Source organism: Actinomycetospora chibensis (genome assembly GCF_028737215.1).
Lineage (GTDB): Bacteria > Actinomycetota > Actinomycetes > Mycobacteriales > Pseudonocardiaceae > Actinomycetospora > Actinomycetospora chibensis.
On record NZ_JAQZAM010000006.1, the window covers coordinates 195,878 to 219,501 of the forward strand.

25 protein-coding genes are annotated in these 23,624 nt (G+C 74.0%); 12 read left to right on the plus strand and 13 right to left on the minus strand.

The genetic code is table 11. The features are described 5' to 3' along the window. Positions 1-35: 35 nt before the first annotated feature. Genes PH189_RS11335 through PH189_RS11345 form a run of 3 tightly spaced genes read right to left on the minus strand, consistent with a single transcriptional unit; the run spans position 36 to position 2,163 of the window. Positions 36-425, minus strand: coding sequence for a hypothetical protein (locus tag PH189_RS11335; protein WP_274188886.1), 390 nt, complete (start codon positions 423-425; stop codon positions 36-38). Next, entirely contained in the window at positions 422-1,468 is a 1,047-nt protein-coding gene (locus PH189_RS11340) for an S-adenosylmethionine:tRNA ribosyltransferase-isomerase (RefSeq protein ID WP_274188887.1), read from the minus strand. The genes PH189_RS11335 and PH189_RS11340 overlap by 4 nt, the downstream gene beginning before the upstream one ends. Then, positions 1,465-2,163, minus strand: a complete 699-nt coding sequence (locus tag PH189_RS11345) for an SDR family NAD(P)-dependent oxidoreductase (protein ID WP_274188888.1) — start codon at positions 2,161-2,163, stop codon at positions 1,465-1,467. Before PH189_RS11345 ends, PH189_RS11340 begins: the two co-directional genes overlap by 4 nt. A 91-nt stretch (positions 2,164-2,254) precedes the next feature. Here PH189_RS11345 and PH189_RS11350 point away from each other — a divergent pair, with 91 nt between their 5' ends. The 10 genes from PH189_RS11350 to helR all read left to right on the plus strand — a co-directional run bounded on the left by PH189_RS11350 (position 2,255) and on the right by helR (position 12,862). Further along, positions 2,255-2,569: a hypothetical protein gene (locus PH189_RS11350; protein WP_274188889.1), complete on the plus strand. Its 315-nt coding sequence runs from the start codon at positions 2,255-2,257 to the stop codon at positions 2,567-2,569. Next, positions 2,569-3,579 (plus strand): putative T7SS-secreted protein, encoded by a 1,011-nt coding sequence (locus PH189_RS11355; RefSeq protein ID WP_274188890.1) that lies wholly within the window; start codon positions 2,569-2,571, stop codon positions 3,577-3,579. Before PH189_RS11350 ends, PH189_RS11355 begins: the two co-directional genes overlap by 1 nt. A 223-nt stretch (positions 3,580-3,802) precedes the next feature. Beyond that, entirely contained in the window at positions 3,803-4,075 is a 273-nt protein-coding gene (locus PH189_RS11360) for a hypothetical protein (RefSeq protein WP_274188891.1), read from the plus strand. Between the two features lie 56 nt (positions 4,076-4,131). Further along, positions 4,132-5,001: a LysR family transcriptional regulator gene (locus tag PH189_RS11365; protein WP_274188892.1), complete on the plus strand. Its 870-nt coding sequence runs from the start codon at positions 4,132-4,134 to the stop codon at positions 4,999-5,001. Positions 5,002-5,110: 109 nt separating this feature from the next. After that, entirely contained in the window at positions 5,111-6,202 is a 1,092-nt protein-coding gene (locus PH189_RS11370) for a hypothetical protein (protein WP_274188893.1), read from the plus strand. Next, a complete protein-coding gene (locus PH189_RS11375; protein WP_274188894.1) occupies positions 6,202-7,092 on the plus strand; it encodes a fumarylacetoacetate hydrolase family protein in 891 nt (296 codons plus the stop codon). Before PH189_RS11370 ends, PH189_RS11375 begins: the two co-directional genes overlap by 1 nt. A 10-nt stretch (positions 7,093-7,102) precedes the next feature. Then, positions 7,103-8,044 (plus strand): MBL fold metallo-hydrolase, encoded by a 942-nt coding sequence (locus PH189_RS11380; RefSeq protein ID WP_274188895.1) that lies wholly within the window; start codon positions 7,103-7,105, stop codon positions 8,042-8,044. 125 nt (positions 8,045-8,169) lie between these two features. Further along, positions 8,170-9,369, plus strand: coding sequence for an amidohydrolase family protein (locus PH189_RS11385; protein WP_274188896.1), 1,200 nt, complete (start codon positions 8,170-8,172; stop codon positions 9,367-9,369). Between the two features lie 168 nt (positions 9,370-9,537). Continuing rightward, on the plus strand, positions 9,538-10,521 hold the full coding sequence (locus PH189_RS11390; protein WP_378014877.1) for a sensor domain-containing diguanylate cyclase: 984 nt from the start codon (positions 9,538-9,540) through the stop codon (positions 10,519-10,521). A 121-nt stretch (positions 10,522-10,642) separates the two neighbouring features. Beyond that, a complete protein-coding gene (gene helR, locus PH189_RS11395) occupies positions 10,643-12,862 on the plus strand; it encodes an RNA polymerase recycling motor ATPase HelR (protein WP_274188898.1) in 2,220 nt (739 codons plus the stop codon). On the opposite strand, the gene PH189_RS11400 is transcribed toward helR, so the two are convergent. Genes PH189_RS11400 through PH189_RS11435 form a run of 8 tightly spaced genes read right to left on the minus strand, consistent with a single transcriptional unit; the run spans position 12,843 to position 18,941 of the window. Then, positions 12,843-13,538 carry a GntR family transcriptional regulator gene (locus PH189_RS11400; RefSeq protein ID WP_274188899.1) on the minus strand — a complete coding sequence of 232 codons (696 nt, stop codon included), beginning with the start codon at positions 13,536-13,538 and terminating at the stop codon, positions 12,843-12,845. The two genes, helR and PH189_RS11400, sit on opposite strands and share 20 nt — an antisense overlap. A 27-nt stretch (positions 13,539-13,565) precedes the next feature. Further along, positions 13,566-14,375, minus strand: coding sequence for a carboxymuconolactone decarboxylase family protein (locus tag PH189_RS11405; RefSeq protein ID WP_274188900.1), 810 nt, complete (start codon positions 14,373-14,375; stop codon positions 13,566-13,568). Beyond that, positions 14,372-15,256, minus strand: a complete 885-nt coding sequence (locus PH189_RS11410) for an NAD(P)-dependent oxidoreductase (RefSeq protein WP_274188901.1) — start codon at positions 15,254-15,256, stop codon at positions 14,372-14,374. The genes PH189_RS11405 and PH189_RS11410 overlap by 4 nt, the downstream gene beginning before the upstream one ends. Continuing rightward, positions 15,253-15,660 carry a carboxymuconolactone decarboxylase family protein gene (locus PH189_RS11415; protein WP_274188902.1) on the minus strand — a complete coding sequence of 136 codons (408 nt, stop codon included), beginning with the start codon at positions 15,658-15,660 and terminating at the stop codon, positions 15,253-15,255. The genes PH189_RS11410 and PH189_RS11415 overlap by 4 nt, the downstream gene beginning before the upstream one ends. Then, positions 15,657-16,046, minus strand: coding sequence for a cupin domain-containing protein (locus tag PH189_RS11420; RefSeq protein WP_274188903.1), 390 nt, complete (start codon positions 16,044-16,046; stop codon positions 15,657-15,659). Before PH189_RS11420 ends, PH189_RS11415 begins: the two co-directional genes overlap by 4 nt. Next, a complete protein-coding gene (locus tag PH189_RS11425; protein ID WP_274188904.1) occupies positions 16,043-16,939 on the minus strand; it encodes an NAD(P)-dependent oxidoreductase in 897 nt (298 codons plus the stop codon). Before PH189_RS11425 ends, PH189_RS11420 begins: the two co-directional genes overlap by 4 nt. After that, on the minus strand, positions 16,936-17,745 hold the full coding sequence (locus PH189_RS11430) for an N-acyl homoserine lactonase family protein (RefSeq protein ID WP_274188905.1): 810 nt from the start codon (positions 17,743-17,745) through the stop codon (positions 16,936-16,938). The genes PH189_RS11425 and PH189_RS11430 overlap by 4 nt, the downstream gene beginning before the upstream one ends. Beyond that, entirely contained in the window at positions 17,742-18,941 is a 1,200-nt protein-coding gene (locus PH189_RS11435; protein ID WP_274188906.1) for an alpha/beta fold hydrolase, read from the minus strand. Before PH189_RS11435 ends, PH189_RS11430 begins: the two co-directional genes overlap by 4 nt. Before the next feature lie 129 nt (positions 18,942-19,070). Between PH189_RS11435 and PH189_RS11440 the strand changes: the two genes are divergently transcribed. Continuing rightward, complete coding sequence (locus PH189_RS11440) at positions 19,071-20,435, plus strand: MFS transporter (RefSeq protein ID WP_274188907.1); 1,365 nt, start codon at positions 19,071-19,073, stop codon at positions 20,433-20,435. Between the two features lie 61 nt (positions 20,436-20,496). Here PH189_RS11440 and PH189_RS11445 read toward each other — a convergent pair whose 3' ends face one another. Then, positions 20,497-21,393 carry an SDR family oxidoreductase gene (locus tag PH189_RS11445; RefSeq protein WP_274188908.1) on the minus strand — a complete coding sequence of 299 codons (897 nt, stop codon included), beginning with the start codon at positions 21,391-21,393 and terminating at the stop codon, positions 20,497-20,499. Positions 21,394-21,489: 96 nt separating this feature from the next. Here PH189_RS11445 and PH189_RS11450 point away from each other — a divergent pair, with 96 nt between their 5' ends. Continuing rightward, on the plus strand, positions 21,490-22,062 hold the full coding sequence (locus PH189_RS11450) for a TetR family transcriptional regulator (protein ID WP_274188909.1): 573 nt from the start codon (positions 21,490-21,492) through the stop codon (positions 22,060-22,062). Here the strand turns inward: PH189_RS11450 and PH189_RS11455 are convergent. Continuing rightward, positions 22,059-23,543 (minus strand): FGGY-family carbohydrate kinase, encoded by a 1,485-nt coding sequence (locus PH189_RS11455; RefSeq protein ID WP_274188910.1) that lies wholly within the window; start codon positions 23,541-23,543, stop codon positions 22,059-22,061. The genes PH189_RS11450 and PH189_RS11455 overlap by 4 nt on opposite strands. Positions 23,544-23,624: the final 81 nt, after the last annotated feature.

Consider the following 23,624-nt stretch of genomic DNA (forward strand, 5'->3'; position numbering starts at 1 on the left):
CTCGGGCCTTCCGTCGCGTGAGGGTCAAGTGTCGCTCAGGGACGCACGAAACCGATGAGCCGCGGCACCACGCGCCGCGGCACGTCCCCGGCGACGTCCGGCCGGAAGACGTCCCCGACGACGTCCTCCTCGGGCTCGCCGTACATCTCCAGGCGCTCGACCGAGCAGTGCTCCATCACCTCCGCGATGTAGGGGTCGGACAGGCGCCAGTGCTCCACGATCGCCGCCGAGTCCGGATAGAGCTGGAAGCTGTGGGCGACGAGCCGCTCGTCGTCGATGAAGACCTGGACGGCGAGCTGCGGCCCGTGCTCCTCGACGAACGCCACCGCTCGCTCCACGGCCACCCGGAACTCGCCGAGGTGTCCCTCGGTGATCCGCATCGAGTTGTGCAGCAGGAGCGGCGCGTGCCGCGTGGACCGGCTCACGACGCCACCCCCTCCGGCAGCAGGAGCGTCGAGTCACCGAACTCGTGCCACAGGTACCGCTCGGCCACCGCCGCCTCGTACGCCCGCCCCACGAGCGCCGGCCCGGCCACTGCCTCGAGCAGCGCCAGGTGGCTCGCCTCCGGCTCGTGCAGGCCGGAGATCAGCCCGTCGACGGTCCACGCCGGGCGGTGGGGGCCGAGGACGAGGTCGGTCCAACCGTGTCCCGAGGACACGGTCCCGTCGGGCGTCGCGACGGTCTCGAGCGCCCGCGCGACGGTCGTCCCCACCGCGACGACCCGCGCGCCGGCCGCCCGCGCCGAGTTGACGAGACGGGCCGTCGACGCCGGCACCCGGAACCGCTCGGCCGCCGGCGGCTCGTGCTTCTCCTGGCTCGACACCCCGGCGTGCAGCACGAGCGGGGCGGCGGTCACGCCGCGCGCCATCAGGCGCACGAGCAGCCGCTCGGACAACGGGCGCCCGGCGCTCGGCATCTCGGCGCTGCCGGGCTCGGTGGCGTAGACGGTCTGGTGGTCCGCGAGCGGGAAGCGTCCGGCGAGGTGCCCGTACGCGATCGGGTGCCCGTACCTCGCGAGGTAGCCCGCCCTCCCGACCGCCGGCCACGGCCGCGCCCGCCACAACCGTCGCGGGGCGTGCTCGTCCGGGTAGGGCGCGACGAGGGTGAGGACGACGCCGGGCAGCGTGAGCCGGTCGCCGGCCGCGACGTCGCGCTCGGGCCCGTCGGGGCGACGTGGTTCGACCACCCAGTCGCCGTCGTCGAGATCGGTCGCCACGTGCAGCACCATCGCCCGCCCGTCGCGGTGACGGGCGTCGAGGGCGGCCGGGAGGGTGGCGGAGGTGTTGACGACGAGCAGGTCGCCGGGATCGAGGACGTCGGCGAGCTCGTGGAACCGCCGATGCTCGACGACGCCGGGACGGGCGACGAGCAGCCGCACGCCGTCCCGGGCGAGCCCTCGGTGCTCGGGGGGTTCGTGGGCCTCCGCGCCCGGTGGGAGCCGGAAGGACGTCACGGGCAGCACGGTCATGACGCCACCGCCGGCGTGAGGTCGGCGGCGCGGTAGCGGCCGCTCGGGTGGTCGCCGTCGACGAGGACGCGCAGCGCAGGGACCACGGTCTCGGGCTCGGGGCGGTCGCTGATGTCCTCACCCGGGAAGGCCTCCTGGTGCATCACGGTGCGCATGTCGCCGGGGTCGACGACGTGCACGCGCCACTGCGGGTTCTCGACGGCCAGCACCGCGCCGAGGTGCTCGAGCGCCGCCTTCGACATGCCGTAGCCGCCCCACCCGGCCATCGCCTCGGTGCCGGCGTCGGAGGTGACGGCGACGATCCGCGCCCCGGGACGCAGCAGCGGGCGCAGTGTCTGGACGAGGCCGAGCGGCGCGACCACGTTGACGCGCAGCACCTGCTCGAGCACGTCGAGGGGGTAGTCGGCGAGCTCGGGCTGCGGGCTCGGTCCGAGCAGGCTCGCGTTGAGGACGAGCAGGTCGAGGCCGCCGAGGTCGTCGGCGGCCTCGGCGAGCGCGGTCCGGTGGACGGGGTCGGCGACGTCCCCGGGGACCGTGACGACGCCGGGCAGGCCGGCGACGGCGGCGGCGAGCTCGTCGCCGTGGCGCGCGTCGACGACGACGCGCCACCCGTCGCCGGCCAGGTCGGCCGTGAGAGCACGCCCGAGGCCGCGGGACGCGCCGGTGATCAGTGCTGTGGGCTGGTGTCCGCTCATGTGCTCGACGGTGCGACCTGGACGGAAGTCGAGGTCAAGCGTTCCTCCGAACGGCACCCGGCGAACCCGTCGTCGTGCCAGCCTCACGACCGTGGCGGGCGGGTACGCGGTCGGCCTCGAGGCGCTGGGCCGTAGTGCCCGGGGCGTGCGCGACACCGTCGACCAGGTCGAGGTCGGGCGTCTCGACGGCGTCGGGTCTGCGCCTGGTCACGACCGCCTGGGCGCCGCACTCGCGGAGTTCGCCACGCGGTGGCAGCAGGGTGTGGAGGCGCTCGCCGAGGACGGCCGTGCCGTCGCCGACCGGCTCGCGGCGGCCGAGGCCGGCTACCGGCGGGCGGACAACGGAGCCGCCCGCGGTCTCGACGGGCAGGTGCGTGGTGCGGGTCCCGACCCGGGAGGGGGCTGATGCCGGAGCTGGGGGCCTCCGAGGACCCGGCCGCCCTGATCCCCGGCGACCCCGTCGTCCTGCGCACCGCCGGTGCGACCTACCGGCGGTACGCGCTGACGCTCGAGGACGCGTCCACCGGACTCGGCCGGGTCGGGACGCCGGAAGGCTGGTCCGGGCCGGCGGCGGACGGTTTCCGCGCGGCGTTCGCTCCCGAGCCCCGACGCTGGCAGGACGCCGCCACGGCCTTCGGTGACGCCGCCCGCGCCACCGACGACCACGCCGCCGCGCTGGAGTGGGCGCGGGGTCGGGCCGCCGAGGCCGTCATCCGTTGGCGCGAGGCGCAGATGGCGTCCGCGACGGCCCGCGCGCAGTACGACCGGGCGATCGCGAACGGCGCCGCACCCGTGCCCTTCCTCGACCCCGGGGACGGCGCACGCGCCGACGCGCAGCGGCTCCTCGCCCAGGCCCGGCAGCACGTGCGCGACTCCGGCGATCGGTCCGCCGCCGTGGTCACCGCGGCCTGCGCCGCCGCCCCGGCCGCACCGGGGTTCTGGAGTGAGCTCGCCGACGGTGCCGGCGCGGTCGCGGCGGAGGCGGGCAATGCGCTGGCCTCGGTCGGGAACGCCCTGCTCCGGAACCCGCTCGACGTGGCGGCCGTGGTCGGCGGCGGCGCGCTGGCCGCGGTCAGCGCCGCCGGAGTCGTCGGGTCCGTGGCCCTCGACGCGACCGGAATCGGCGCCGTCGCGGGTGTCCCCTGGGCGGACTGTCGCTCGCCGGGGTGGCGACGGGCGTGGGCATCGCCGGCGTCGGCGCGGCGGACGCGATCGCCCACGCGGTCGGCGACGACCGCGTCGCGGCCTTCACGGTCGCCGCGGACGCCGACGCCGGAGCGGACCTGCCGCTCGCGCCTGCGGAGCGGATCCCGACCGTGGGCGAACCCGGCGACAACGAGCGCATCCGCGTACTCCCGAATGCGCAGGCCGTCCGCGACCTCTACGAGGAACTCGCCGAGAACGGCACATCGGTGAGCTGGGGCGGCTACCGGGGACAGGCGGTACTTCTTCCCGACGGAACGCAGATCGGGCTGCGCGACGATTCGAAGTCCGGAGGCCCGACACTGGACGCCAATCTGCCGAACGGAGAGCAGTGGAAAGTTCATCTACCCCGGCGCTGACAGATGACGACGGTGCGGCGAAGATCCTTCTTCGAGGGCAGGACGACTGGGTCAGCCTGGCTGAGGCCCGATTCCTCGTGAGCCTTGCCGAACCAGGTTCACCCGACGCGGTCCGCGAGGCGACGCTGCGGGCGATCACACTGCTCGTCGAGCACGACCTCGCCCGCCTCGGCGAACTCAATCCCCGCTTCGAGCCGTGGTCCCTGTCGAAGGACGAGGGTCTGACGCGCGTCCGCCGGGAGTGGTGGGACCCCGAATGCGCCCTCGTCCCCGGCAACGTGGTCTGGATCGACAACACTCCCGCCGGCGACGAGGTCGCGCGCCGGATCGAGGCGGCCCGCGACACCTGAACCCGTTCCTCCCAGCCCCACCGCGCAGTAGCGTCGCCGGTCACGGAGGCGTTCCCATGGACATCCAGGCGCTCCGCTACGCGGTGACGCTGGCGGAGGAACTGCACTTCCGGAAGGCTGCGGAGCGCCACTACATCGCCCCGCAGGCCTTCGGGCGGCACGTGCGCGCGCTGGAGAGGGAGGTCGGGGCCCGCCTCTTCGACCGCACGAGCCGCCGCGTCACCCTCACCCCGGCCGGGGTCCGCCTCGTCGAACGGGCGTGCGACGTGCTGGCGCGCGTCGACGACCTCGCCGCGGCGGTCCGCGACGCGCAGCCGGCGAACGACGACGGCGTCGTGCGCGTCGGGATCCTCGGCTTCGGAGCGGCCGACCGCTGGACCGCGCTGCGCCGCCTGGTGCAGGCCCAGCTCCCCGAGAGCCTGCTCGTGCACATCGAGCTTGACTGGGACTCGCAGTTCGACGCCGTGCGCGAGGGCGAGGTCGACGTCGCGGTGGTCCACGACGTCGGGCCGGTCGACGGGCTGCGTCTCGACCACGTGCTGACGGCGGACCGGGTCGCGGTCGTCCCGGTCTCGTCGCCGTTCGCCGACGCGGAGCACCTCGACGAGGACGACGTCGGAGGGTCGGCGTGGGTGCGGCCGATCGGGCGCCATCCCGGCCTCGGGCGGTGGGCGGGGCCGGCGATGCAGGTGTCGCGCCGCAGCCCGGTGGTGCGCACCCCCGCCGCGATCCCCGCGGCGGTCGCGACGTCGGGGATGCTCGGCATCCACGGCGACCCCGCGCGGCGCTTCTTCGCCCGCCCCGACGTGCGGTTCGTCCCGCTGGCGGGCGAGCAGTGCCACGTCTCGGTGGCCACGCGCGTCGACGACGACTCGCGCATCGCACTCGCGTTCCGCCAGGCGGCGGATCTCGTCACCCTCGCCTGAGCTGTCAAGGGACGGATCGCAACCGAAACGGCACCTGATCCGGCGGACGACCTGGGCCACGGTGGGTCCACGACCCCGACGACCGACCCCGACGACGTGGGAGGCCACGATGGCCCGGCGACTCAGTGACCACTTCGGCCACCTCTTCCCGACGACCGCGGTGGGCTCCTACCCGCGGCCGAAGTGGAACACCTTCGACCTCGGCGGCGAGGACATCCGCGTGGCCATGCGCCGTGGCGACTTCGCCGAGGCCTACTCGGACGGCGTGCGCGCGATGATCGGCGACCAGATCGACGCCGGCATCGACCTGCCCACCGACGGCCACCTCTGGTACGACCGCCACGAGGGCTTCATCTCGTCGTTCCTGCTCTACCCCGCCTACCACCTCGACGGCATCACGGTGGAGCCCGCGCCGAACCACCTGTTCGACATGTTCGGCACCGAGACCGCGGCGCCCTTCGCCGGGACGTGGAGCGAGACGGCCGTGACCGGCCCGATCGGGCGCGGCACCATGCACCTCGCCGACCTGTGGCGCAGCGCGCGCGCCGTCAGCCCCCGCACCGTGAAGTTCTGCAGCGGGATGGGCCCGGCCAACCTCGCCGGCTGGCTGACCGACCGCCACTACCACGACAAGAAGGCCCTCTACCGCGACCTCGCGGCGGCCTACAACGCCGAGTTCAAGGATGCCGTCGCCGCCGGGGTCGAGGTGCTCCAGCTCGACGACGTCGGCTTCACCCTGCACCAGCCCGAGGACTACCCCCTCGTCGTCGAGACGCTCAACCAGGCGCTCGAGGGCGTCGACGCGCTGACGATCTTCCACATCTGCCACCTCGCCAGCGGCGTCCCGGTCGGCATCACGCCGTACGCCGGGTTCCACGAGCTCGTCGCGAACGAGCTGCGGGTCGACGCCGTCGAGTACGCCTTCGCCGAGACGGGCTTCCCGGACGAGGACTTCGACCTGTGGTCGCGCTTCCCCAGCGACAAGGGCCTCGGCGTCGGCTGCATCGACATCAAGCGGCTCGTCGTCGAGACGCCGGACGCGATCGCCGCGGGCGTGCGCAAGGCCCTCGAGCACGTCTCGCCCGACCGCGTCCACCTGACCTCGGACTGCGGCCTGTTCTCGCTGCCACGGCCGATGGCGCGCGGGAAGCTCGTCTCGATGGCGAAGGCGGCCGAGCAGCTCCGGGCCGAGCTCGCCTGATGCGCTGGAGCACCTTCCGCGACGCCGACGGCGCCGAACGGGTCGGGGTGTGGCGCGACGAGCGCCTGCATCCCGTCCCGGAGCCGACGACGCTGCTCGCGCTGATCAGCGACGACCGCCTCGACGCCGCGGCCCGCGCTGCCGCCGACCAGCCGCCCGTCGACGGCGTCGAGCTGCTCGCCCCGATCCCGCGTCCACCCTCGATCCGCGACTTCATGGCGTTCGAGGAGCACGTCGTCACGGCGAGCGCGGCGATCGGGCTGGAGGTCGACCCGCTCTGGTACCAGCAGCCGGTCTTCTACTTCACCAACCCCGCGTCGCTGCGCGGGCCGCAGGCCGACGTCGCCGTCCCGCCGGGCACCCGGGCGCTGGACTACGAGCTCGAGATCGCCGCGGTCATCGGCCGCGAGGGCAGCGACCTCGCGCCGGCCGACGCCGCCGACCACATCGCGGGCTACGTGCTGTTCTGCGACTGGAGCGCCCGCGACCTCCAGGGCGCCGAGATGGCGCTCAACCTGGGCCCGGCGAAGGGCAAGGACTTCGCCTCGAGTTGCGGGCCGTGGATGCTCACGCCCGACGAGCTGGTGCCCGGGGCCGCCATGTCCGCGTCCGTGAACGACCGGCCGTGCAGCGCGGGCCGTCTCGACAGCCTGTACTGGACCTTCGCCGAGATGATCGCCTACGCGTCACGCGGCACCCGCGTCGTGCCCGGCGACCTCATCGGCTCCGGCACGGTCGGCACCGGCTGCCTGCTCGAGCTCTCGCGCGTGCACGGTGCGCAGGCGTATCCCTACCTGGTCCCCGGCGACCGCGTACACCTCGAGGCCGAGGGCCTCGGCGCCGTCGACGCCGGCGTCGTTCCCGGTCCCGATCCCATCCCGTTGCGCTGAGGAGACCCCGATGAGCTCCCGTCACGACGACATCACCGTCCCCGGACCCCCGCGGTGCGAGGAGGTCTCCGACGGCATCCACGCCTACATCCAGCCCGACGGCACGTGGTGGATCAACAACACCGGTTTCGTGGTCGGCCCGCAGGGCGTGACCGCGATCGACGCGTGCTCCACCGAGCGGCGCACCCGCGCGTTCCTGGACACGATCGCCTCGGTGACCGACCGGCCGGTGCGCACCCTGGTGAACACCCACCACCACGGCGACCACACCTTCGGCAACGCCCTCTTCGGGAACGCGGCGATCGTGGCGCACGAGAAGACGCGGTCCGAGGCCATCGCGTTCGGCCCCGCCCGCGAACTGCCGTACTGGCACAACCCCGAATGGGGCGACCTGCCCCTCGACCCGCCGTTCATCACCTTCACCGACCGCGTCGCGGTGCACGCCGGCGACCTGCGCGGCGAGGTGCTCCACGTCGGCACCCCGGCGCACACCACCAACGACTCGATCGTCTGGTTCCCCGACCGCTCGACGCTGTTCTGCGGCGACCTGGTCTTCCACGGCGGCACGCCGTTCCTGCTCATGGGCTCGGTGGCGGGTGCGATCGACGTGCTCGAGAACGTCCTGGTGCCCCTCGGTGCGCAGACGATCGTGCCCGGCCACGGGCCGGTGTTCCACGACCGGGCGCCGCTGGACGCGACGCTGGACTACCTGCGCTTCGTCCTCGACGTCGCCGAACGCGGCCGCGCCGCCGGCGTCACCCCGCTGCAGGCCGCGCGGGACACCGACCTCGGCCGGTTCACCGACTGGCCCGACGCCGAGCGCATCGTCGGCAACCTCCACCGCGCCTACGCCGAGCTCGACGGCCTCGAGCGTGGCGGGACGATCGACGTCTTCGGCGCGCTCGACGACATGGTCACCTACCACGGCGGCCCGTTGACCTGCTTCGCCTGAGACCCGCCGCCCGGGAGGATCAGCACGGCGAAACCCACCTCTCGAGGTCCTCGGGAGGTCTCTTCCGCCCTGCTGATCTCGGTGCGATGCGACCCTGGTCCCCTGTCGGCAGGGGAGGCAGAGCGATGACGACGATCTCCGGCGCGCGGGTGTTCGACGGGAACGACGCCCTCGGCGTGGCGAGCGTGACCGTCGAGGACGGGGTGATCACCGCCGTGCGCCCCGGGGCGGACGACGGGACGGGGGACGTCGACGGCCGGGGCATGACCCTGCTGCCCGGGCTGATCGACGCGCACGTGCACCTGCGCGGCGCCGGCAACCTCGGCCAGGACCTTCGCCACGGCGTCACGACGGTGCTCGACATGTTCTCCGCGCCGCCCCAGTTCACCGCGATGCTCCGGCGACGGGCACGGGCGCGCACCGACGAGGCCGACCTGCGCAGCTCGGGGCTCATGGCCGGCGCGGTCGACGGCTGGCCCGCGGTGATGCTCCCGCCCGATCCGTCGGGCTGGCGCATGCCCGGGCTCTCGGGTCCGCAGGACGCCGAGCAGTTCGTGAGCGACCGCGTCCGCGAGGGCTCCGACTACCTCAAGATCTTCGTCGAGAACAGCGCCGACGTCACCCGCCCCACCCTGAGCCCGGAGACGGTGGCCGCCGTGTGCGCGGCCGCGCGGTCCCACGGCCTGCAGACCGTGGCGCACGCGCCGACCCGGTGGGCGTTCCGGACCGCGCTCGAGGCCGGGGTCGATGTCCTCACCCACGTCCCGCTGGACGGCCCGATCGACGACCTGGTCCTCGACACCGACCTCGCCGGCCTCGTCGTCTGCCCGACGCTGGCGATGATGCGGGCCCGGGCCGACGCCGCCAGCACCGACGAGCTCCTCGCCGACCCGCGCCTGCTCGCGGGGCTCGACCCCGAGGTCGCCGCCGCCCTGCGCGCCGGCGACCGGGGCCATCTGCCCGTCAGCACCGCGCCCGGCGTGTCCTACGACCACGCGGCCGGGAACGTCGGTCGCCTCGTCGACGCGGGCGCGACGATCCTCGCCGGCACCGACGCCAACGACGTCCCCGGCCACGCCGCGGCGGTGCTGCACGGGGCGTCGATGCACCTCGAGCTGGAGCTGCTCGCGCGCGCGGGCCTCACGCCGCGCCACGTCCTGCGCGCCGCGACCTCGCTGCCGGCGGACGTGTTCGGCCTCGCGGACCGCGGCCGGATCGCGCCGGGCAAGCGCGCCGACCTGCTGCTCGTCGAGGGCGACCCGCTCGACGACGTCACCGCCACCCGCGACGTCCGCGCCGTGTGGCGCGCGGGCGTTCGCCTCTGACGGAGTATCCGGCCGTCTCGCGGAAGCGCTAGACGGCCTGAGAGAGCCCGATCGTCGCCACCCGACGTCTGCCGCTCGCCACAACGGGTGATGACCGGGACCTCCCCGACCGGCGCGGTGCCGCGGAGGCAACACTGGACGGAGCATCGCGCCGGGGGAGGCATGATCGTGACGTCCGCTCAGGATCTCCGCGTCGCCGCGGAGCTCGCACCGCCGCGCGCCTTCGACGCGGCCTGCCGCATGGTGGTCGACTACCTCGCCCGCGTCGTCCCGCTCGACGCCTGGGCCGTCACCCGCGTCGCGGACGGCCGGCAGACGATGCTCGTCACCGCCGACTCGGCCTACGGCCTCGAGCCCGGCGTGAGCGCGGCGTGGACCGATTCGATGTGCCAGTACATGGTCGCCGGGACGGCGCCGCGCATCGTCCCGGACACCCGCGCGGTCCCCGACCTCGAACGCATCGCGTGCACCTCCGCGGAGCAGGGGATCGAGGTCGGCACCTACGTCGGCACCCCGATCGTCTCCGGCGACGGGTCGCTGTTCGGCACCGTCGTCGGGATGAACCGCGAGCCGGTCACGACGACCCTGGACGACCAGGAGCCGCTGCTCGACCTGCTCTCCAGCCTGCTGTCCTCGGTGCTCGAGGCCGACTCCGCCGCGGTCGACACGGCGCGCGCCCTCGAGCGCGCAGTGAGCGACGCCGAGACCGACCCGCTCACCGGGCTGCTCAACCGCCGCGGGTGGGAGCGCTGGCTGGCGCGCGAGGACGAGCGCTTCCGGCGCTTCGGCGACCCCGCGTCGGTGGTGATGCTCGACAGCGACGGGCTCAAGACCGTCAACGACACCGAGGGGCATGAGGCCGGCGACCGGCACCTACGGCACACCGCCGCGGTCCTGCGCTCAGCGATCCGCAGCACCGATCCACTCGCCCGTCTCGGCGGTGACGAGTTCGCGCTCGTGGTGCAGGTGGGCACCGAGGACGCGGAAGGTCTGGTCATCCGCCTGCGCGAGGCCTTGGACGCCTCGGGCGTGCCGTGCTCGATCGGCTCGGCCCCGTTCACGGTCTCCGAGGGCTTCCCGGGCGCCTGCGTGGCGGCCGACACCGCGATGTACGCCGACAAGCGGGCCCGGCGCGGCGGCGACCGCACCTGATCTCTGCCCTTTCCAACGTATAGCCGACCACGGGGCTTGCGGCAAGACCCGGGTCCCGGCGGACGATCGCCGCTCACCAGCACCTGGATCGGCGCCGTCGCGCGGCGCTGTGGGGAGGCCCGTGTCCACGCCGGGGTACGACGAGGAACTGCGATCCGAGCGCGACCACGTGTCCGGGCTGTACGCGCGGCTCGACGCGGAACGCGCGCGGGTGAAGGGCGAGTACGACGCGGCGCTGAAGGGCACCGGCGAGTCGCCCATGGAACGCGACGTCGCGGTGCGCGCCGCGGCCGCGCAGATGACGCGGCTGGACGTCGCGGACAACGGGCTGTGCTTCGGGCGGCTCGACGCGCATTCCGGCGAGCGCTCCTACATCGGGCGGATCGGGCTGCGCGACGAGGACGACGAACCGGTGCTGCTCGACTGGCGCGCCCCGGCCTCGCGCGCCTTCTACGTCGCCACCGGCGCGCATCCCGAGGACATGCGCCGGCGTCGCCAGTTCCACACGCGCGGACGCCGCGTCGTCGACTTCACCGACGAGATGCTCGGCCGTCCCGGCGCCGGCAGCCGCGACGGCGCCGACCGGGACGCCGACGCGGCCCTGCTCGCGGCCGTGAACGCCCCACGCGGCGAGGGCATGCGCGACATCGTCGCGACGATCCAGGCCGAGCAGGACGAGATCATCCGGCTCGACCACCCCGGCGTGCTCGTCATCGAGGGCGGCCCGGGCACCGGCAAGACCGTCGTGGCGCTGCACCGCGTCGCGTATCTGCTGTACACGCAGCGCGAGCGGATGGAGCGCCACGGCGTGCTCGTGGTCGGGCCTAACCCGGCGTTCCTCCACCACATCGGCCGCGTCCTGCCGTCGCTGGGCGAGTCCGACGTCGTGTTCATGACGACCGGCGACCTCGTGCCGGGCCTGCACGTCACGGCCGAGGACACGCCCGAGGCGACCCGGCTCAAGGGCTCGCGAGCGATGCTCGACGTGCTCGCGGCGGCGATCGCGGACCGGCAGCGGCTGCCGGAGGAGCCGCTGACGATCGCGCTCGAGGACGTCACGGTGCGCATCGACGCCGAGACCGTGCAGTGGGCCCGCGAGGAGGCGCGCGAGAGCGGGCTCCCGCACAACGAGGCCCGCCCGGTGTTCGCCGAGATCGTCACCTACGTGGTCACCGAGCGGGCGGTGGGCCGGATCGCGCGGGGCTGGATCACCCGGTCCGACCGTGCCGCGTGGGCGCAGCTGCGCACCGACGTGCTCGACGAGCTGGCGAGATCCGAGGCGTTCACCGCCGCGCTCGGCGAGCTCTGGCCGATCCTGACCCCGGCGACGCTGCTCGGCCCGCTCTACGCCTCGCCCGACCGGCTGCGCGCGGCCGGCGCGGACCCCGCGCTGTGGCGGGCCGACGGCGACGCCTGGACCGTGCCCGACGTGCCGCTGCTCGACGAGCTGGTCGACCTGCTGGGACGCGACAAGGCGGCGGTCGACGCGCAGGAGCGCGTGGCCCGGCAGGAGCGGCAGGCGGAGTCCGAGTACGCCGCCGGAGTCATGGAGATCCTGACGCTGGACCGCGAGGAGCTGGACGAGGACGTCGGGGTGACCGTCCACGACCTGATCCACGACGCACGCCTGGCCGAGCGGTTCGAGGAGCGCGACACCCGCGAGCTCGCCGAGCGCGCCGCGGCCGACCGCGACTGGACCTATCGCCACGTCGTCGTCGACGAGGCCCAGGAGCTCTCGGAGATGGACTGGCGGGTGCTGATGCGGCGCTGCCCGAGCCGCTCGTTCACCGTGGTCGGCGACCTCGCCCAGCGCCGGTCCCCGGCCGGGGCGAGGTCCTGGGGCGCGATGCTGGAGCCGTACGTGCCCGGCCGCTGGGCGTACCGGTCGCTGACGGTCAACTACCGCACCCCGGCGGAGATCATGGCCGTGGCCGCCGCGGTGCTGGCCGAGTTCGCCCCCGACGTCCGGCCGCCGGACTCGGTGCGGGCCTCCGGCGTGCGGCCGTGGTCGCGGCAGGTCACCGAGGACGAGCTTCCGGCCGCGATCGAGGCGTTCGTGCGCGACGAGGCCGGACGGGAGGGGACGAGCGTGGTGATCGGGACCGGCGGGGTGGCGCCGTCCGCGACGAAGGGCCTCGAGTTCGACGCGGTGCTCGTCGTCGACCCCGACCGCATCCTCGCGCAGGGACCGCAGGGGGCCGCCGACCTCTACGTCGCCCTCACCCGCGCGACCCAGCGCCTCGGCGTCCTGCACCGGAACCCGCTGCCGGGTGCGCTGCGCGCACGTGAGCACTTCGAGGTGCTCCAGCACCCCGAACTGCTCACGTGCCGTGAGGCATGAGCTGGGCCGTCGCCGTCGCCGCGGCCGCGCGGATGTGCCGGACGCACGCCTCGGCGGCGGCATCGGCGTCGCGGGCCTCGACGGCGTCGACCACCGCGCGCAGCTCCGCCGCCGCCTCGGCGGGCCGGCCCGGCGCGGAGAGCGACGTCGCGCGCAGCAGCCGCACCCGCGCCTGGAGCCCGGCGAGCGTCTGCTGGAGCGGCCCGCTCGCCGACCCGTCCATGAGCACGTCGTAGAAGCGGTCCTTCGCCCCGAGATGGTCGCCGACCTCGCCCGTCTTGGCGCTGCGGGCGATCTCGTCGACGGCGCTGCGCAGCGCGCGGACCTGGTCGTCGCCGGCCCGTTGGACGAACCGCCGGACGGCGAGCGCCTCGAGCGAGGCGCGCATCTCGTAGATGTCGGCGGCGTCGGACGGCGACAGCGACGTCACCTCGGCCCCGCGCTGCGGGACGACGGTGACCAGGCCCTCGGCGGCGAGCTGGCGGATGACCTCGCGGACCGTGGCCCGCGAGACGCCGAGGCTCTCGGTGAGCTCGCGCTCGATGAGGCGCTCGCCGGGGCGCAGGCGCAGGTCGAGGATCGCCGAGCGCACCCGGTCGGTCACCTGCTCGCGCAACGGCGCGGCGACCCGCGGCAGCGGCTCGGGGCCCCAGACCGACGACGACACGGCACCCATCGTCGCACCACGCCCCGGCGCCACGCGTCAGCGCGAGTCCGCCAGCTCGGCGAGGATCGGCGCCGCGGTCGTCGCGGCGTGGATCCCGACGACGCTGGCGATCTCGAACATCTCGAGGATCTCCGCGACGGTCGCGCCGTGGCCCAGGGCGTTGCGCAGGTGCAGCTTGAGGCCCGGCACGTAGAGGTGGGTCGCCGAGGCGTCGAAGGCGCAGTAGACGAGCTCCTTGACCTTCGGCTCGAGCGTGCCGGTCTGCCAGGGCACCGACGAGAAGGCGACGTAGGCCTCGAACAGGTCTGGGTCCAGCTCGAGGATCTCGTCCCAGAACGTGTGCCAGTAGCCGCGGGTCGCGGTGAACTCGGCCTTGAGCCGCTCCTGGCGCTCGTCGAGCGGCGCCGGGCCGTCGCGCAGGCCCTCCTCGACGAGCACCTCGACCAGCAGCGGCACCCCGATGTTCGCGGCGTGGATGCCGAGCGTGCTCGTCAGCTCGAGCACCTCCATGATCTCGTGCGGCGTCGCGCCCGCGTCGAGCGCGGCGGCCACGTGCTGGCGCACCCCCGGCGTGTAGAGGTGGGTCGCGGCGGCGTCGACGGCGATGGAGAGCAGCTCGCGCACCTTCGGCGTGAGCGCGCCCGGCTCGCGGCGCCACGGCACCGCGGAGAAGTCGAGGTAGGCGCGGACGAACGCCGGGTCGAGCTCGAGCATCCGCTCCCAGGGCTCGCCCCAGGTGCCGCGCACGCGGACGAACTCGTTCTTGATGGCCTGCTGCTCGTCGGTGATCGTCACGGTGTCCCCTCGCTGCTGGGTCGGGTCGAGCTCCCCTATCGGCGTGCTCATCTGTTCGCTACGTCTCCCTGGTCGCGCAGCCAGCGGGCGATCTCGGTGTGGTCGGCGGTCGGCCCGAGCTCGGCCAGCGCCTCGTCCCAGAGCGCGACGGTCGCCGCCGCGTGCCGGGTCGGAACGCTCGTGCTCGCGGCGAGGTCGAGGGCGATGTGGATGTCCTTCACCAGCAGGCCGATGCCGAAGCCGGCCCCGTAGGTGCCGGGCAGGATGTGGTTCGGCCACTTGTTCTCGGTGGATCCGCTGCGCCCCGACGAGCCGTTGACGACCTCGAGCATCACGGCGGGATCGAGCCCGAACTCCTCGCCGACGAGCACCGCCTCCGAGCTCGCGACGAGGTGGGCCGCCGACATCAGGTTGTTCAGCGCCTTGAGCGCGTGGCCGGCGCCGACCGGCCCGACGTGGCGCGGGCGGCCCATGACGGCGAGCAGCGGCTCGAGGCCCGCGACGACGTCGTCGGGCCCGCCGACCATCACCGCGAGCGTGCCGGCGCGCGCCCCGGAGACGCCGCCGGAGACCGGGGCGTCGACCAGCACGCGGCCGGTGTCGGCCAGGGAGGCGGCGAGCGCGCGGGTACGCAGGGGTTCCGACGAGCTCATGTCCACGATCACCCGGGCTGAGTCCTCGGCCGGGTCGAGCTCGGCCACCACCGACTCGACGATCGCCGAGTTCGGTAGGCAGAGCAGCACCGCCTCGGCCCCGTCGGCGGTCTCCGCGGCCGAGCCGACGACCGCCGCTCCGGGCACCGCGGCGGCGAACGCCTCGCGCGCCTCGGGCGAGACGTCGTACGCCCGGACCGTCACCCCGGCGTCGACGAGGCGCGACACCATCGGCGTGCCCATGTGCCCGAGGCCGATGAAGCCCACAGTGCGGATCACGAGCGCTCCCTCGCCTCGGCCAGCACCCCGTCGGCGACCCGGAACGCCTCGAGGCCGGCGGGCGCGCCGCAGTAGGCCGTGGCCTGCAGGAGCGCCTCCTGGATCTCGGTCTCGGTGACGCCGTTGGTGAGCGCCCCGCGCACGTGCACCGCGAGCTCGTGGGAGCGGCCGAGCGCGGTGAGCATCACGAGGTTGAGCAGGCTGCGGGTGCGGCGGTCGAGCCCGGGGCGGTCCCACACCTCGCCCCAGCAGCAGCGGGTGACGTACTCCTGCACGGGCCGGGAGAAGTCGCTGACCTGTGCCATCGACCGCTCGACGTGGGCCTCGCCGACGACCTCCTTGCGGATGGCGAGGCCGCGCTCGAAGCGGTCGTCGGTCCCGTTCCGGCCGCTCTGCGCGCTCACTGCCCCGCCTGCCCGTACTCGTCGGCGGACACCTCGTCGAGCCAGGTCGTCGTGCCCAGGGACACCGCGAGGTGGGTCATGATCGAGCCGGGCCCGGCGCCGTGCCAGTGCCGCTCGTCCGGCGGCACCCACACGACGTCGCCCACCGTGAGCGGCTGCGGCGTCTCGCCGTGCGTGCACACCCATCCCGTGCCGGCGGTGACGACGAGGATCTGGCCGCGCTCGTGGTGGTGCCAGAAGGTCCGCGCGCCGGGGGTGAACGTCACCGAGTTGATCGTGGTGCCGTCGGTGGTCGGCAGCACCGGGTCGCCCCAGACGGTGCCGGTGAAGGTGGCTCCGCGTGCTTCGGTGACGACGCCGTCGGCGCGCCCGTGGACGATCTTCACGAGAACTCCTGGGTGATGGGCTGCTGGATCCGGACGCCGCCGGCGAGGTCGCCGAGGGCGTCCACGACGCGGTTGGAGATGACGTCGCCGTAGCCGAGGTGCGCGGCCATGCCGAACGAGGCGACCGGGCCCGCGGCGTTGAGCGAGGGCACGCCGAGGCGCGCGAGCAGCTCGGTGTAGAGCGTGACGTCCTTGGTCATCAGGCGGCTGGTGAGCCCGCCCTCGAGGTAGTCGCCCTCGACGATGCGCGGGAACCGGTTGCTCGAGGCGAACGACTGCCCGCTCCCGCCGTTGATGGCCGCGAGCAGCGTGCGCAGGTCCAGGCCGGCGCGCTGCCCGGCCACCATGACCTCGGCGGTCGCGGCGAGCGTCACCGCGTTGAGGAAGTTGTTGAGCAGCTTCGCGGTGTGCCCGGCGCCGACCGGGCCGAGGTGGTGCACGGTCGCGGCCAACGGCGCGAGGACGGGGCGGATCGCGTCCACGGCCGCGGCGTCGCCGCCCGCCATGATCGTCAGCGTGCCCTTCTCGGCCGCCGCCGCACCGCCGGAGATGCCGGCGTCGAGGTAGGCGACGTCGCGGGCCGCGGCCTCCGCGGCGAGCGCCACCGTCGACTCGGGCGACGCGGTGGACAGGTCGACGACGGTCGTGCCGGGTGCCGCCCCGGTGAGCAGGTCGCGCACCACCGGCTCGACGACCGTCGAGTCCGGCAACGAGAGCAGCACCGTCGCGGCGCGCCGCGCGACCTCGGCGGGGCTCCCGACGGCCTCGGCGCCGACGTCCTCCGCCCGGCCCACGAGCGGGTCGTGGCCGACGACCTCCCACCCCGCGTCCACCAGCCGGCGGGCCATCCGCCCGCCCATGTTGCCCAGTCCGATCACGCCGACCGTGGTCATGTCCGGTGTCCCTCCACCTCGAGTCGGATCACCAGGTCGTCGATCCCGGTGCCCTGCGCGCGACCGGGGAAGCGGCGTCCCACGTCGGTGTCGTGCCCGGCCACGAGGACCCGGCCCGGCCGGTCGGTGATCTCTCGCAGCGTGTCGAAGCCCGCGTACATGGCCTCGAGGTCGGCGACGACGAAGAACGGCCGGTCGCGGGTGAGCTCGTCGTAGAAGTGCAGGGCATCGGCCGCCAGCACGACCTCCCCGCCCGCCACCGCGACGCGGGCGATGAGCTGGCCCGGCGTGTGCCCGCCGACCTCGAGGAGCCCGAACCCGTCGCCCAGCTCGCAGTAGCCGGTGAACGTCGTGACGCGGCCCTCCTCGTGGGCCCGGGCCAGCGCGGCGATCTCGTTCTTCTCGGTCGAGTGCGCGAACTGCACCCGATCGGCATAGGGGCCGGTCCAGAACGCGAACTCGCGGGCCGTCACGACGATCTCGGCGGTGGGGAAGCGATGCAGGTTGCCGATGTGGTCGTAGTGCGCGTGGCTGACCACCAGGCGGTCGACCGTCGCGGCGTCGACCCCGAGCGCGGCCAGCGCGTCGACCGGATCGACGAGCACCTCGCGCCCTCGGCGGCGCCCGACCTCGGGGTCGAACCCGCAGTCGACGACCGTGGTGCGCCCGCCGCCCCGGACGATCCAGAAGAAGTAGTCCATGCGGAACCACTCGTCGGGCTCGCCGTAGACGTGCCAGTTCAGGTACGCCTCGGTGCGGGTGGTGACGCGTGTGCCGTAGCGGACGGCCCAGACCTCGTTGGTCATCGCAACTTCTCCAGAACCGGCAGCAGGTGCTCGAGCAGCCCCTCGGGATCCTCGGACATCGGGAAGTGGCCGCGCCCCGACATGACCACCAGCTCGCCACCCAGCTGCTCGGCGGCGAGCCGGCTCATCTCCGTGGTGGCCGAGTAGTCGTACTCGCCGCTGAAGACGTACAGCGGGCAGGTCGCGCGCCCGAGGCCGGCGGCGATCGGGGGGAAGTCGAGCGAGTAGAACGCCGTGTCGCCCTGGTAGACGCCGGGTCCGTTGCTGGCGTAGCCCCACAGGGTCTGCGCGCGCGGTCCCTCCGGGCTCGACGGCGCGATCAGCCCGCCGACCCAGCTGGCCAGGAAGCCGGAGTGGTCGACGTCGGCGCGGTGGGTCCACTCGACGAAGCGCCCGGCGCTCCCGAGGCCGCCCTCGAGCGCGCACACCCCGGCGAACCGGTCACCGGCTCGGGCGGCGAGGTAGAGCGCGATCGCCCCGCCCATCGAGCAGCCCAGGAGCACCGGGCGGTCGAGCTCGAGCGCCTCGGCGACCGCGAGCACCGTCGCCGCGTACGTCGCGGTGTCGAGCGTGTAGCGGCGGTGCTGCCAGTCGTCGGGGGGATCGGAGCGCCCGTGCCAGGGCATGTCGAAGGCGACGACGCGGTGGTGGTCGGTGACCCTCGGGTCCTCGAGCAGGCCCCGGAACTGGCGCGAGTCGGCGCCTGCCGTGTGCAGGCACAACAGCGGCGGTCCCTCGCCCGCGGTCTCGACGAAGATCCGCCGGCCGTCGTCCAGGTGCAGGTAGCGCCCCACGCTCGGCCCGAAGCCCGGCGGCCACGGTGCGGGATCGGGCCGGCGCCGGATCGGTGCCCGTTCCGTGTCCCGCAGCGCGTCGAGGAACCGGTCGACCGCGGGCGCCACCCGCGCCCACACCTCGCGCCGGCCGGTGATCCGCTCGCTGCCGCGGGTGGCGACGAGGGCCTGCGCCGACGTCGCACCACGCGGGGGCGGGTCGGCACAGAACTCGGCCCACTCCGCGTCGGTGACGGCGAAGCCGACGTCCCAGGTGGCGTTGATGCCGGGCGCGCCCTCGACACGCACGGAGCCCTCGACGACGCGGAGCAGGACGCGCGTGGCCCCGATCTCGAGCAGGAGGCTCCAGTCGGGTCCCGGGGGCAGACCGGCGAGCAGGTCGTCGGTGAGCGTCTGTGCCACCAGAGTCTCGTCGAGCCCCATCGCGCCTCCCCGTCGAGGACCTGTTGACGCCGTCGGGGCACGACTCTACGTTCCAGATTGTCTGACAGCCAGACGAAGAAGGACCTCGGTGGGCGAGGAGTGGTCTCGATGACGAGTCCCGAGCGGGCCGTGAGCACGGCGGCGCCTGAGGGCCCGGAGAGCCCGGAACGCGCGGAGAAGCGGAAGTCGGCGACCCGCGGGGCGTTCTTCGCGGAGTTCGTCGACATGTTCGACATCTATCTGCCGACCGTGGTGCTGACCCCGGCGCTGCTCTACTTCCAGCCCGCGCAGCTCGACCCGGGCACCACCGCGATCTTCACGTCGCTGGTCTTCGTCACCACGCTCGTCGGGCGGCCCATCGGTGCCGCGGTGTTCGGCGCGCTCGCCGACCGCATCGGGCGCCGGCGCAGCACGATCATCTCGGTGACGGGCTTCGGCGTGATCACGCTGCTCATCGCCCTGGTGCCCGGCTACACGACGATCGGGATCGCCTCGTTCTGGGTGCTCATCGTGCTGCGGTTCCTCGACGGGATCTGCCTCGGCGGCGGATACACCGGCGCGCTCCCGCTGGCGATGGAGTACTCGACGAAGAGCCGCCGCGGGCTGCTCGGCGGGATCATCCTGTCGGCGTTCCCGCTGGCCTACGTCGCGATCACCCTCGTCGGCCTGGCGTCGTTCGCGCTCTTCCCGCTGGCCGGGCCCGACTCCCCGTACGCCGTGTGGGGCTGGCGCGTCCCGTTCCTGCTCGGGGCGCTGCTCGCCTTCGTCCTCGCGGCCTACTACGTGCGCAGCGTGTCCGAGTCCGAGATCTGGGAGGCCGCCGAGGCCGCGAAGTCCGAGGGCACCTCGCAGGGCGGAGCGGGCCGTCCGCTCCTCGCGGTGCTGCGCAGCTCCACGTTCCTGCAGGTCTTCGGGATGATGACGGGGTTCTGGCTGACGCAGAACCTCGTGACGCTCTTCCTGCCGACCACCGTGCTGCGCAACCTCGTCGGCCTCTCGAACACCCAGCTGACCGTGACGCTGCTGATCGCCTACGTCTGCCTGGTCGGCAGCTACATCGCGTCGGGCGTGATCGGCCAGCGCATCGGGCGACGGCGGTTCTTCATCATCGGCGGGCTGCTCATCGCCACCGTCGGCGTGGGGCTCATGGCCGTGCTCGTGAACGGCCGCGGGCTGCCGCTCGGCGTCGTGATCCTCGTCGTGTGCCTGTTCTCGATCGTCGTCACCGCACCCTGGGGCGTCGTCCTGCCCTACATCACCGAGCGGTTCCGCACCGACGTCCGCGCCTCCGGCTTCGGCCTCGGGTTCAGCGTGTCGGTCGTGATCCCGTCCTTCTACGCCTTCTTCCTCGAGGGCCTCGGCGGGCTCATGCCGTACGCGACGGCCGTGCTCGTGCTGCTCGCCGTCGGCGGCCTGCTCGGGGCCGGCGGCGCGGCCGCGGGCCCCGAGACGAAGGACGTCGACTTCGAGTAGGTGCGCTCCGCGCATGTGAGCACTTCGAGGTGCTGGAGCACTCCGAAGTGCTCACATGCCGTCAGGCACCTCGGTAGGCGCCGGCCTTGATGTCCTCGAGCAGGCCGGGGCCCGTGGGCGTCCAGTCGACGACCTTGCGGGTGTGGTCGCTCGACGCGGCGAGGTCCATCGCGAAGAACATCCCGATGAACCCGAAGTGCTCGACGGCGTCCTCGGGAGCCACGGAGGTGACGGGGACGCCGAGCGCGTCGCCGATCGCCTGCGCGATCTCGCGGCTGGGGATCGCCTCCTCGGCGACGGCGTGCAGCCGCGTCCCGGCCGGGGCCTGCTCGAGCCCGAGCCGGACGAGCCGGGCGGCGTCGGAGACATGCACCGCCGACCAGCGCGTCGAGCCGTCCCCGGCGTAGGCGGACACGCCGTGACGGCGGGCGGCGTCGGTGATGAGGGCGATGAAGCCGTGGTCGCCGTCGCCATGGGTGGTGGGCGCGAAGCGGGCGCTGACGGCGCGGACGCCGCGATCGACATGGCCGAACGCCAGATTCTCCGCGCCGCCGCGCGGGGAGTCGGCGCCGATCGCGGGCGACGGGTCGGCCTCGGTACCTGGCCGTCCCGCCGCGAGCCCGGCCACGCCGGACGCCATGAGGAGCGGCTTCCCCGTGCCGACCAGTGCCTCGGCCAGCGTCTCGACGGACACGCGCTCGGCCCGGTTCGACTCCGCCGGGTTCGCCCAGTCGTGCTTGTTCGCGAGGTGCACGACCCCCTCGGCGTCGGCGGCTCCGCGCCGCAACGCCTCGAGGTCGTCGAGGTCCCCGCGCAGGACCGTCACGCCCCTGGCCTCCAGCGCGGCGGCCGAGGCGTCGGAGCGGGCGAGGCCGACGACCTCGTGTCCCGCGCCGAGCAGCTCGTCGACGGTGGCGGAACCGATCCAACCGCTGGCTCCGGTGACGAATACACGCATGATGCGTGGCCTCCTCTGCCCTCACGGGCGACCATGTCAGGTACTGACATCACTGTAGACCCTGATGTCAGCGACTGCCATCAGTACGCTGTGCCCATGGTCCGCTGGAAGCCCGGGGCGCGCGAGCGGCTGCAGGCCGCCGCCCTCGAGCGGTTCGCCGCGCAGGGCTTCGACGGCACCACGGTCGCGGAGATCGCCGCCACCGCCGGGCTCACCGAACGGACCTTCTTCCGGCACTTCGCCGACAAGCGCGAGGTGCTCTTCGCCGGCCAGGACGAGTTCGAGCGGTTGTTCCTCGCGGGCATCGAGGAGGCGGCCGGCTCCGACCCGATGGCGATCGTCGCGGCCGCGCTCGAGGGCGCCACCGCGTTCTTCCCCGACGAGCGCCGCGCGTGGTCCCGGGCGCGTCAGCGCGTCATCGACGCCGATCCGGGCCTGCAGGAACGCGAGCTCCTCAAGCTCTCCGGCCTGGCCACGGCGATGACCGACGGCCTGCGCCGCCGCGGCGTCGACCCGACGGCGGCCGCCCTGGCCGCCGAGAGCGGCGTCGCCGTCTTCCGGGTGGGCTTCGCGACGTGGATCGGCGAGGGTGAGGAACGCCCGCTCGCCGAGGTCCTGCGCGCCGTGCTGGCGGAGCTGCGGACGCTGGTCACGACGCCACAGGCCTAGGCGCGCCGCTGCTCCGCGGCGAGGAAGTGGGCGGCGTCCGCGGTGGCGGGGTAGAGCGCGCGGTAGTGCTGGTGGAAGGCGTCGTAGCGGGTGGTGCGGTCGGGGTCGGGCGTCACGGTGGCGACGATCGGGTTCCAGCTCGCGAGGTCGGCGGCGAGCCCGAGGGCCCGGGCGGCGAGGACGGCGTCGCCGAGCGCCGCGCCGGTCGTGTCGGCCGGGACGTGCTGCTCCTGCCCGGTGACGTCGCTGACGATCTGCGTCCAGAGCCCGCCGCGGGTCCCGCCGCCGACAGCGACCAGGCGCGGGTCCGGCCCGCCGGCCTCGCGGAACGCCTCGAGGTTGTGCCGCACCCCGTGTGCGATGCCCTCGAGGGCGGCGCGGTACAGCTCGGCGCGGCCGTGGCCGGTGGTCAGTCCGAGCACCAGGCCGCGGGCGTCGGGGTCGAGGATCGGGGTGCGCTCGCCGGCGAAGTAGGGCAGCAGGAGCAGCCCGCGGGCACCCGGCGGGACATCGGCGGCCTCGTCGGTCAACGTCGCGTAGTCGGCGCCGACGAGGTCGCGCAGCCAGGCCGTGATCGCACCCGAGGTGGCCATCCCGGCCGCGGTGGTGAACGAGCCGGGCGCGACGCCGCGGGTCGCCCACAGCGCCGGGTGCCGGACCGGCGCGTCCGCGACCTGCACCAGGAACATCGTCGTGCCGTACATGACCATCGTGTCGCCGGCGCGCTCCACGCCGACGCTGGCCGCCTCCGCCCAGGCGTCGATCGTCCCGGTGACCACCGGCGTCCCGGCCCGGAGCCCCGTCTGCGCCGCCGCGTGCTCGGTGACGACCCCGGCCACCTCCCCCGGCCACCGAAGCCGGGGCAGGGCGAGGCCGGGAGCGACGAGCTCGGCCAGGTCGGGGGCCCAGTCGGCGGCCTCGAGGTCGTACATCGGGTCGCACTGGCTCGCCGAGTGGTGGTCGAGGACGTACTCGCCGGTCAGGCGGTGCACGAGGTACGAGCTCGCCATGAAGAAGTGCCGCGTCGCGTCCCAGACCTCCGGCTCGTGACGCTGCAGCCACCGCCACTTGGGCCCGACCGCCTGGCTCGACAGCGGTGTGCCGCCGCGCGCGACGATCACCTCCGCGCCGATCTCGTCGGTGAGCTCGGCGATCTCGCGGGTGGCGCGGGTGTCGACGCCGTAGAGGATCGCGGGACGCAGCGGGCGGGCCTCGGCGTCGGCGGGCAGCAGCACCGGCCCGATGCCGCTGACACCGACCGCGTCCGGCGTGCCGTGGGCGAGCAGCTCGCGGGTGATCGACGCGAGGTCGGCCCACCACACGCCCTCGGCGTCGTGCTCGACCCACCCGGGGTGCGGGAACGACGTCGCGTGCTCGACCTCCGCCCGCGCGACGACCGTGCCGTCGCCGGCGTCGACGACGACACCCTTCGACGACGACGTCCCGATGTCGATCCCGAGGACGAGCGTCGCGGGCGGCACGGTTCGCGACCCTAGAGACCCGGTCCGAGTGCCTTCCAGGACATGCTTCGGAAACCGAAGCGATCTCCCGAGGTGACGCAG

Bases quoted from the DNA above. Each gene is read 5' to 3' on its own strand.
- PH189_RS11375 (WP_274188894.1), top strand. From the start codon at position 6,202: ATGCGCTGGAGCACCTTCCGCGACGCCGACGGCGCCGAACGGGTCGGG.
- PH189_RS11345 (WP_274188888.1), bottom strand. From the start codon at position 2,163: ATGAGCGGACACCAGCCCACAGCACTGATCACCGGCGCGTCCCGCGGC.
- PH189_RS11380 (WP_274188895.1), top strand. From the start codon at position 7,103: ATGAGCTCCCGTCACGACGACATCACCGTCCCCGGACCCCCGCGGTGC.
- PH189_RS11340 (WP_274188887.1), bottom strand. From the start codon at position 1,468: ATGACCGTGCTGCCCGTGACGTCCTTCCGGCTCCCACCGGGCGCGGAG.
- PH189_RS11355 (WP_274188890.1), top strand. From the start codon at position 2,569: ATGCCGGAGCTGGGGGCCTCCGAGGACCCGGCCGCCCTGATCCCCGGC.
- PH189_RS11385 (WP_274188896.1), top strand. From the start codon at position 8,170: ATGACGACGATCTCCGGCGCGCGGGTGTTCGACGGGAACGACGCCCTC.
- PH189_RS11370 (WP_274188893.1), top strand. From the start codon at position 5,111: ATGGCCCGGCGACTCAGTGACCACTTCGGCCACCTCTTCCCGACGACC.
- PH189_RS11430 (WP_274188905.1), bottom strand. From the start codon at position 17,745: ATGACCAACGAGGTCTGGGCCGTCCGCTACGGCACACGCGTCACCACC.
- PH189_RS11440 (WP_274188907.1), top strand. From the start codon at position 19,071: ATGACGAGTCCCGAGCGGGCCGTGAGCACGGCGGCGCCTGAGGGCCCG.
- PH189_RS11400 (WP_274188899.1), bottom strand. From the start codon at position 13,538: ATGGGTGCCGTGTCGTCGTCGGTCTGGGGCCCCGAGCCGCTGCCGCGG.
- PH189_RS11405 (WP_274188900.1), bottom strand. From the start codon at position 14,375: ATGAGCACGCCGATAGGGGAGCTCGACCCGACCCAGCAGCGAGGGGAC.
- PH189_RS11445 (WP_274188908.1), bottom strand. From the start codon at position 21,393: ATGCGTGTATTCGTCACCGGAGCCAGCGGTTGGATCGGTTCCGCCACC.
- PH189_RS11365 (WP_274188892.1), top strand. From the start codon at position 4,132: ATGGACATCCAGGCGCTCCGCTACGCGGTGACGCTGGCGGAGGAACTG.
- PH189_RS11450 (WP_274188909.1), top strand. From the start codon at position 21,490: ATGGTCCGCTGGAAGCCCGGGGCGCGCGAGCGGCTGCAGGCCGCCGCC.
- PH189_RS11425 (WP_274188904.1), bottom strand. From the start codon at position 16,939: ATGACCACGGTCGGCGTGATCGGACTGGGCAACATGGGCGGGCGGATG.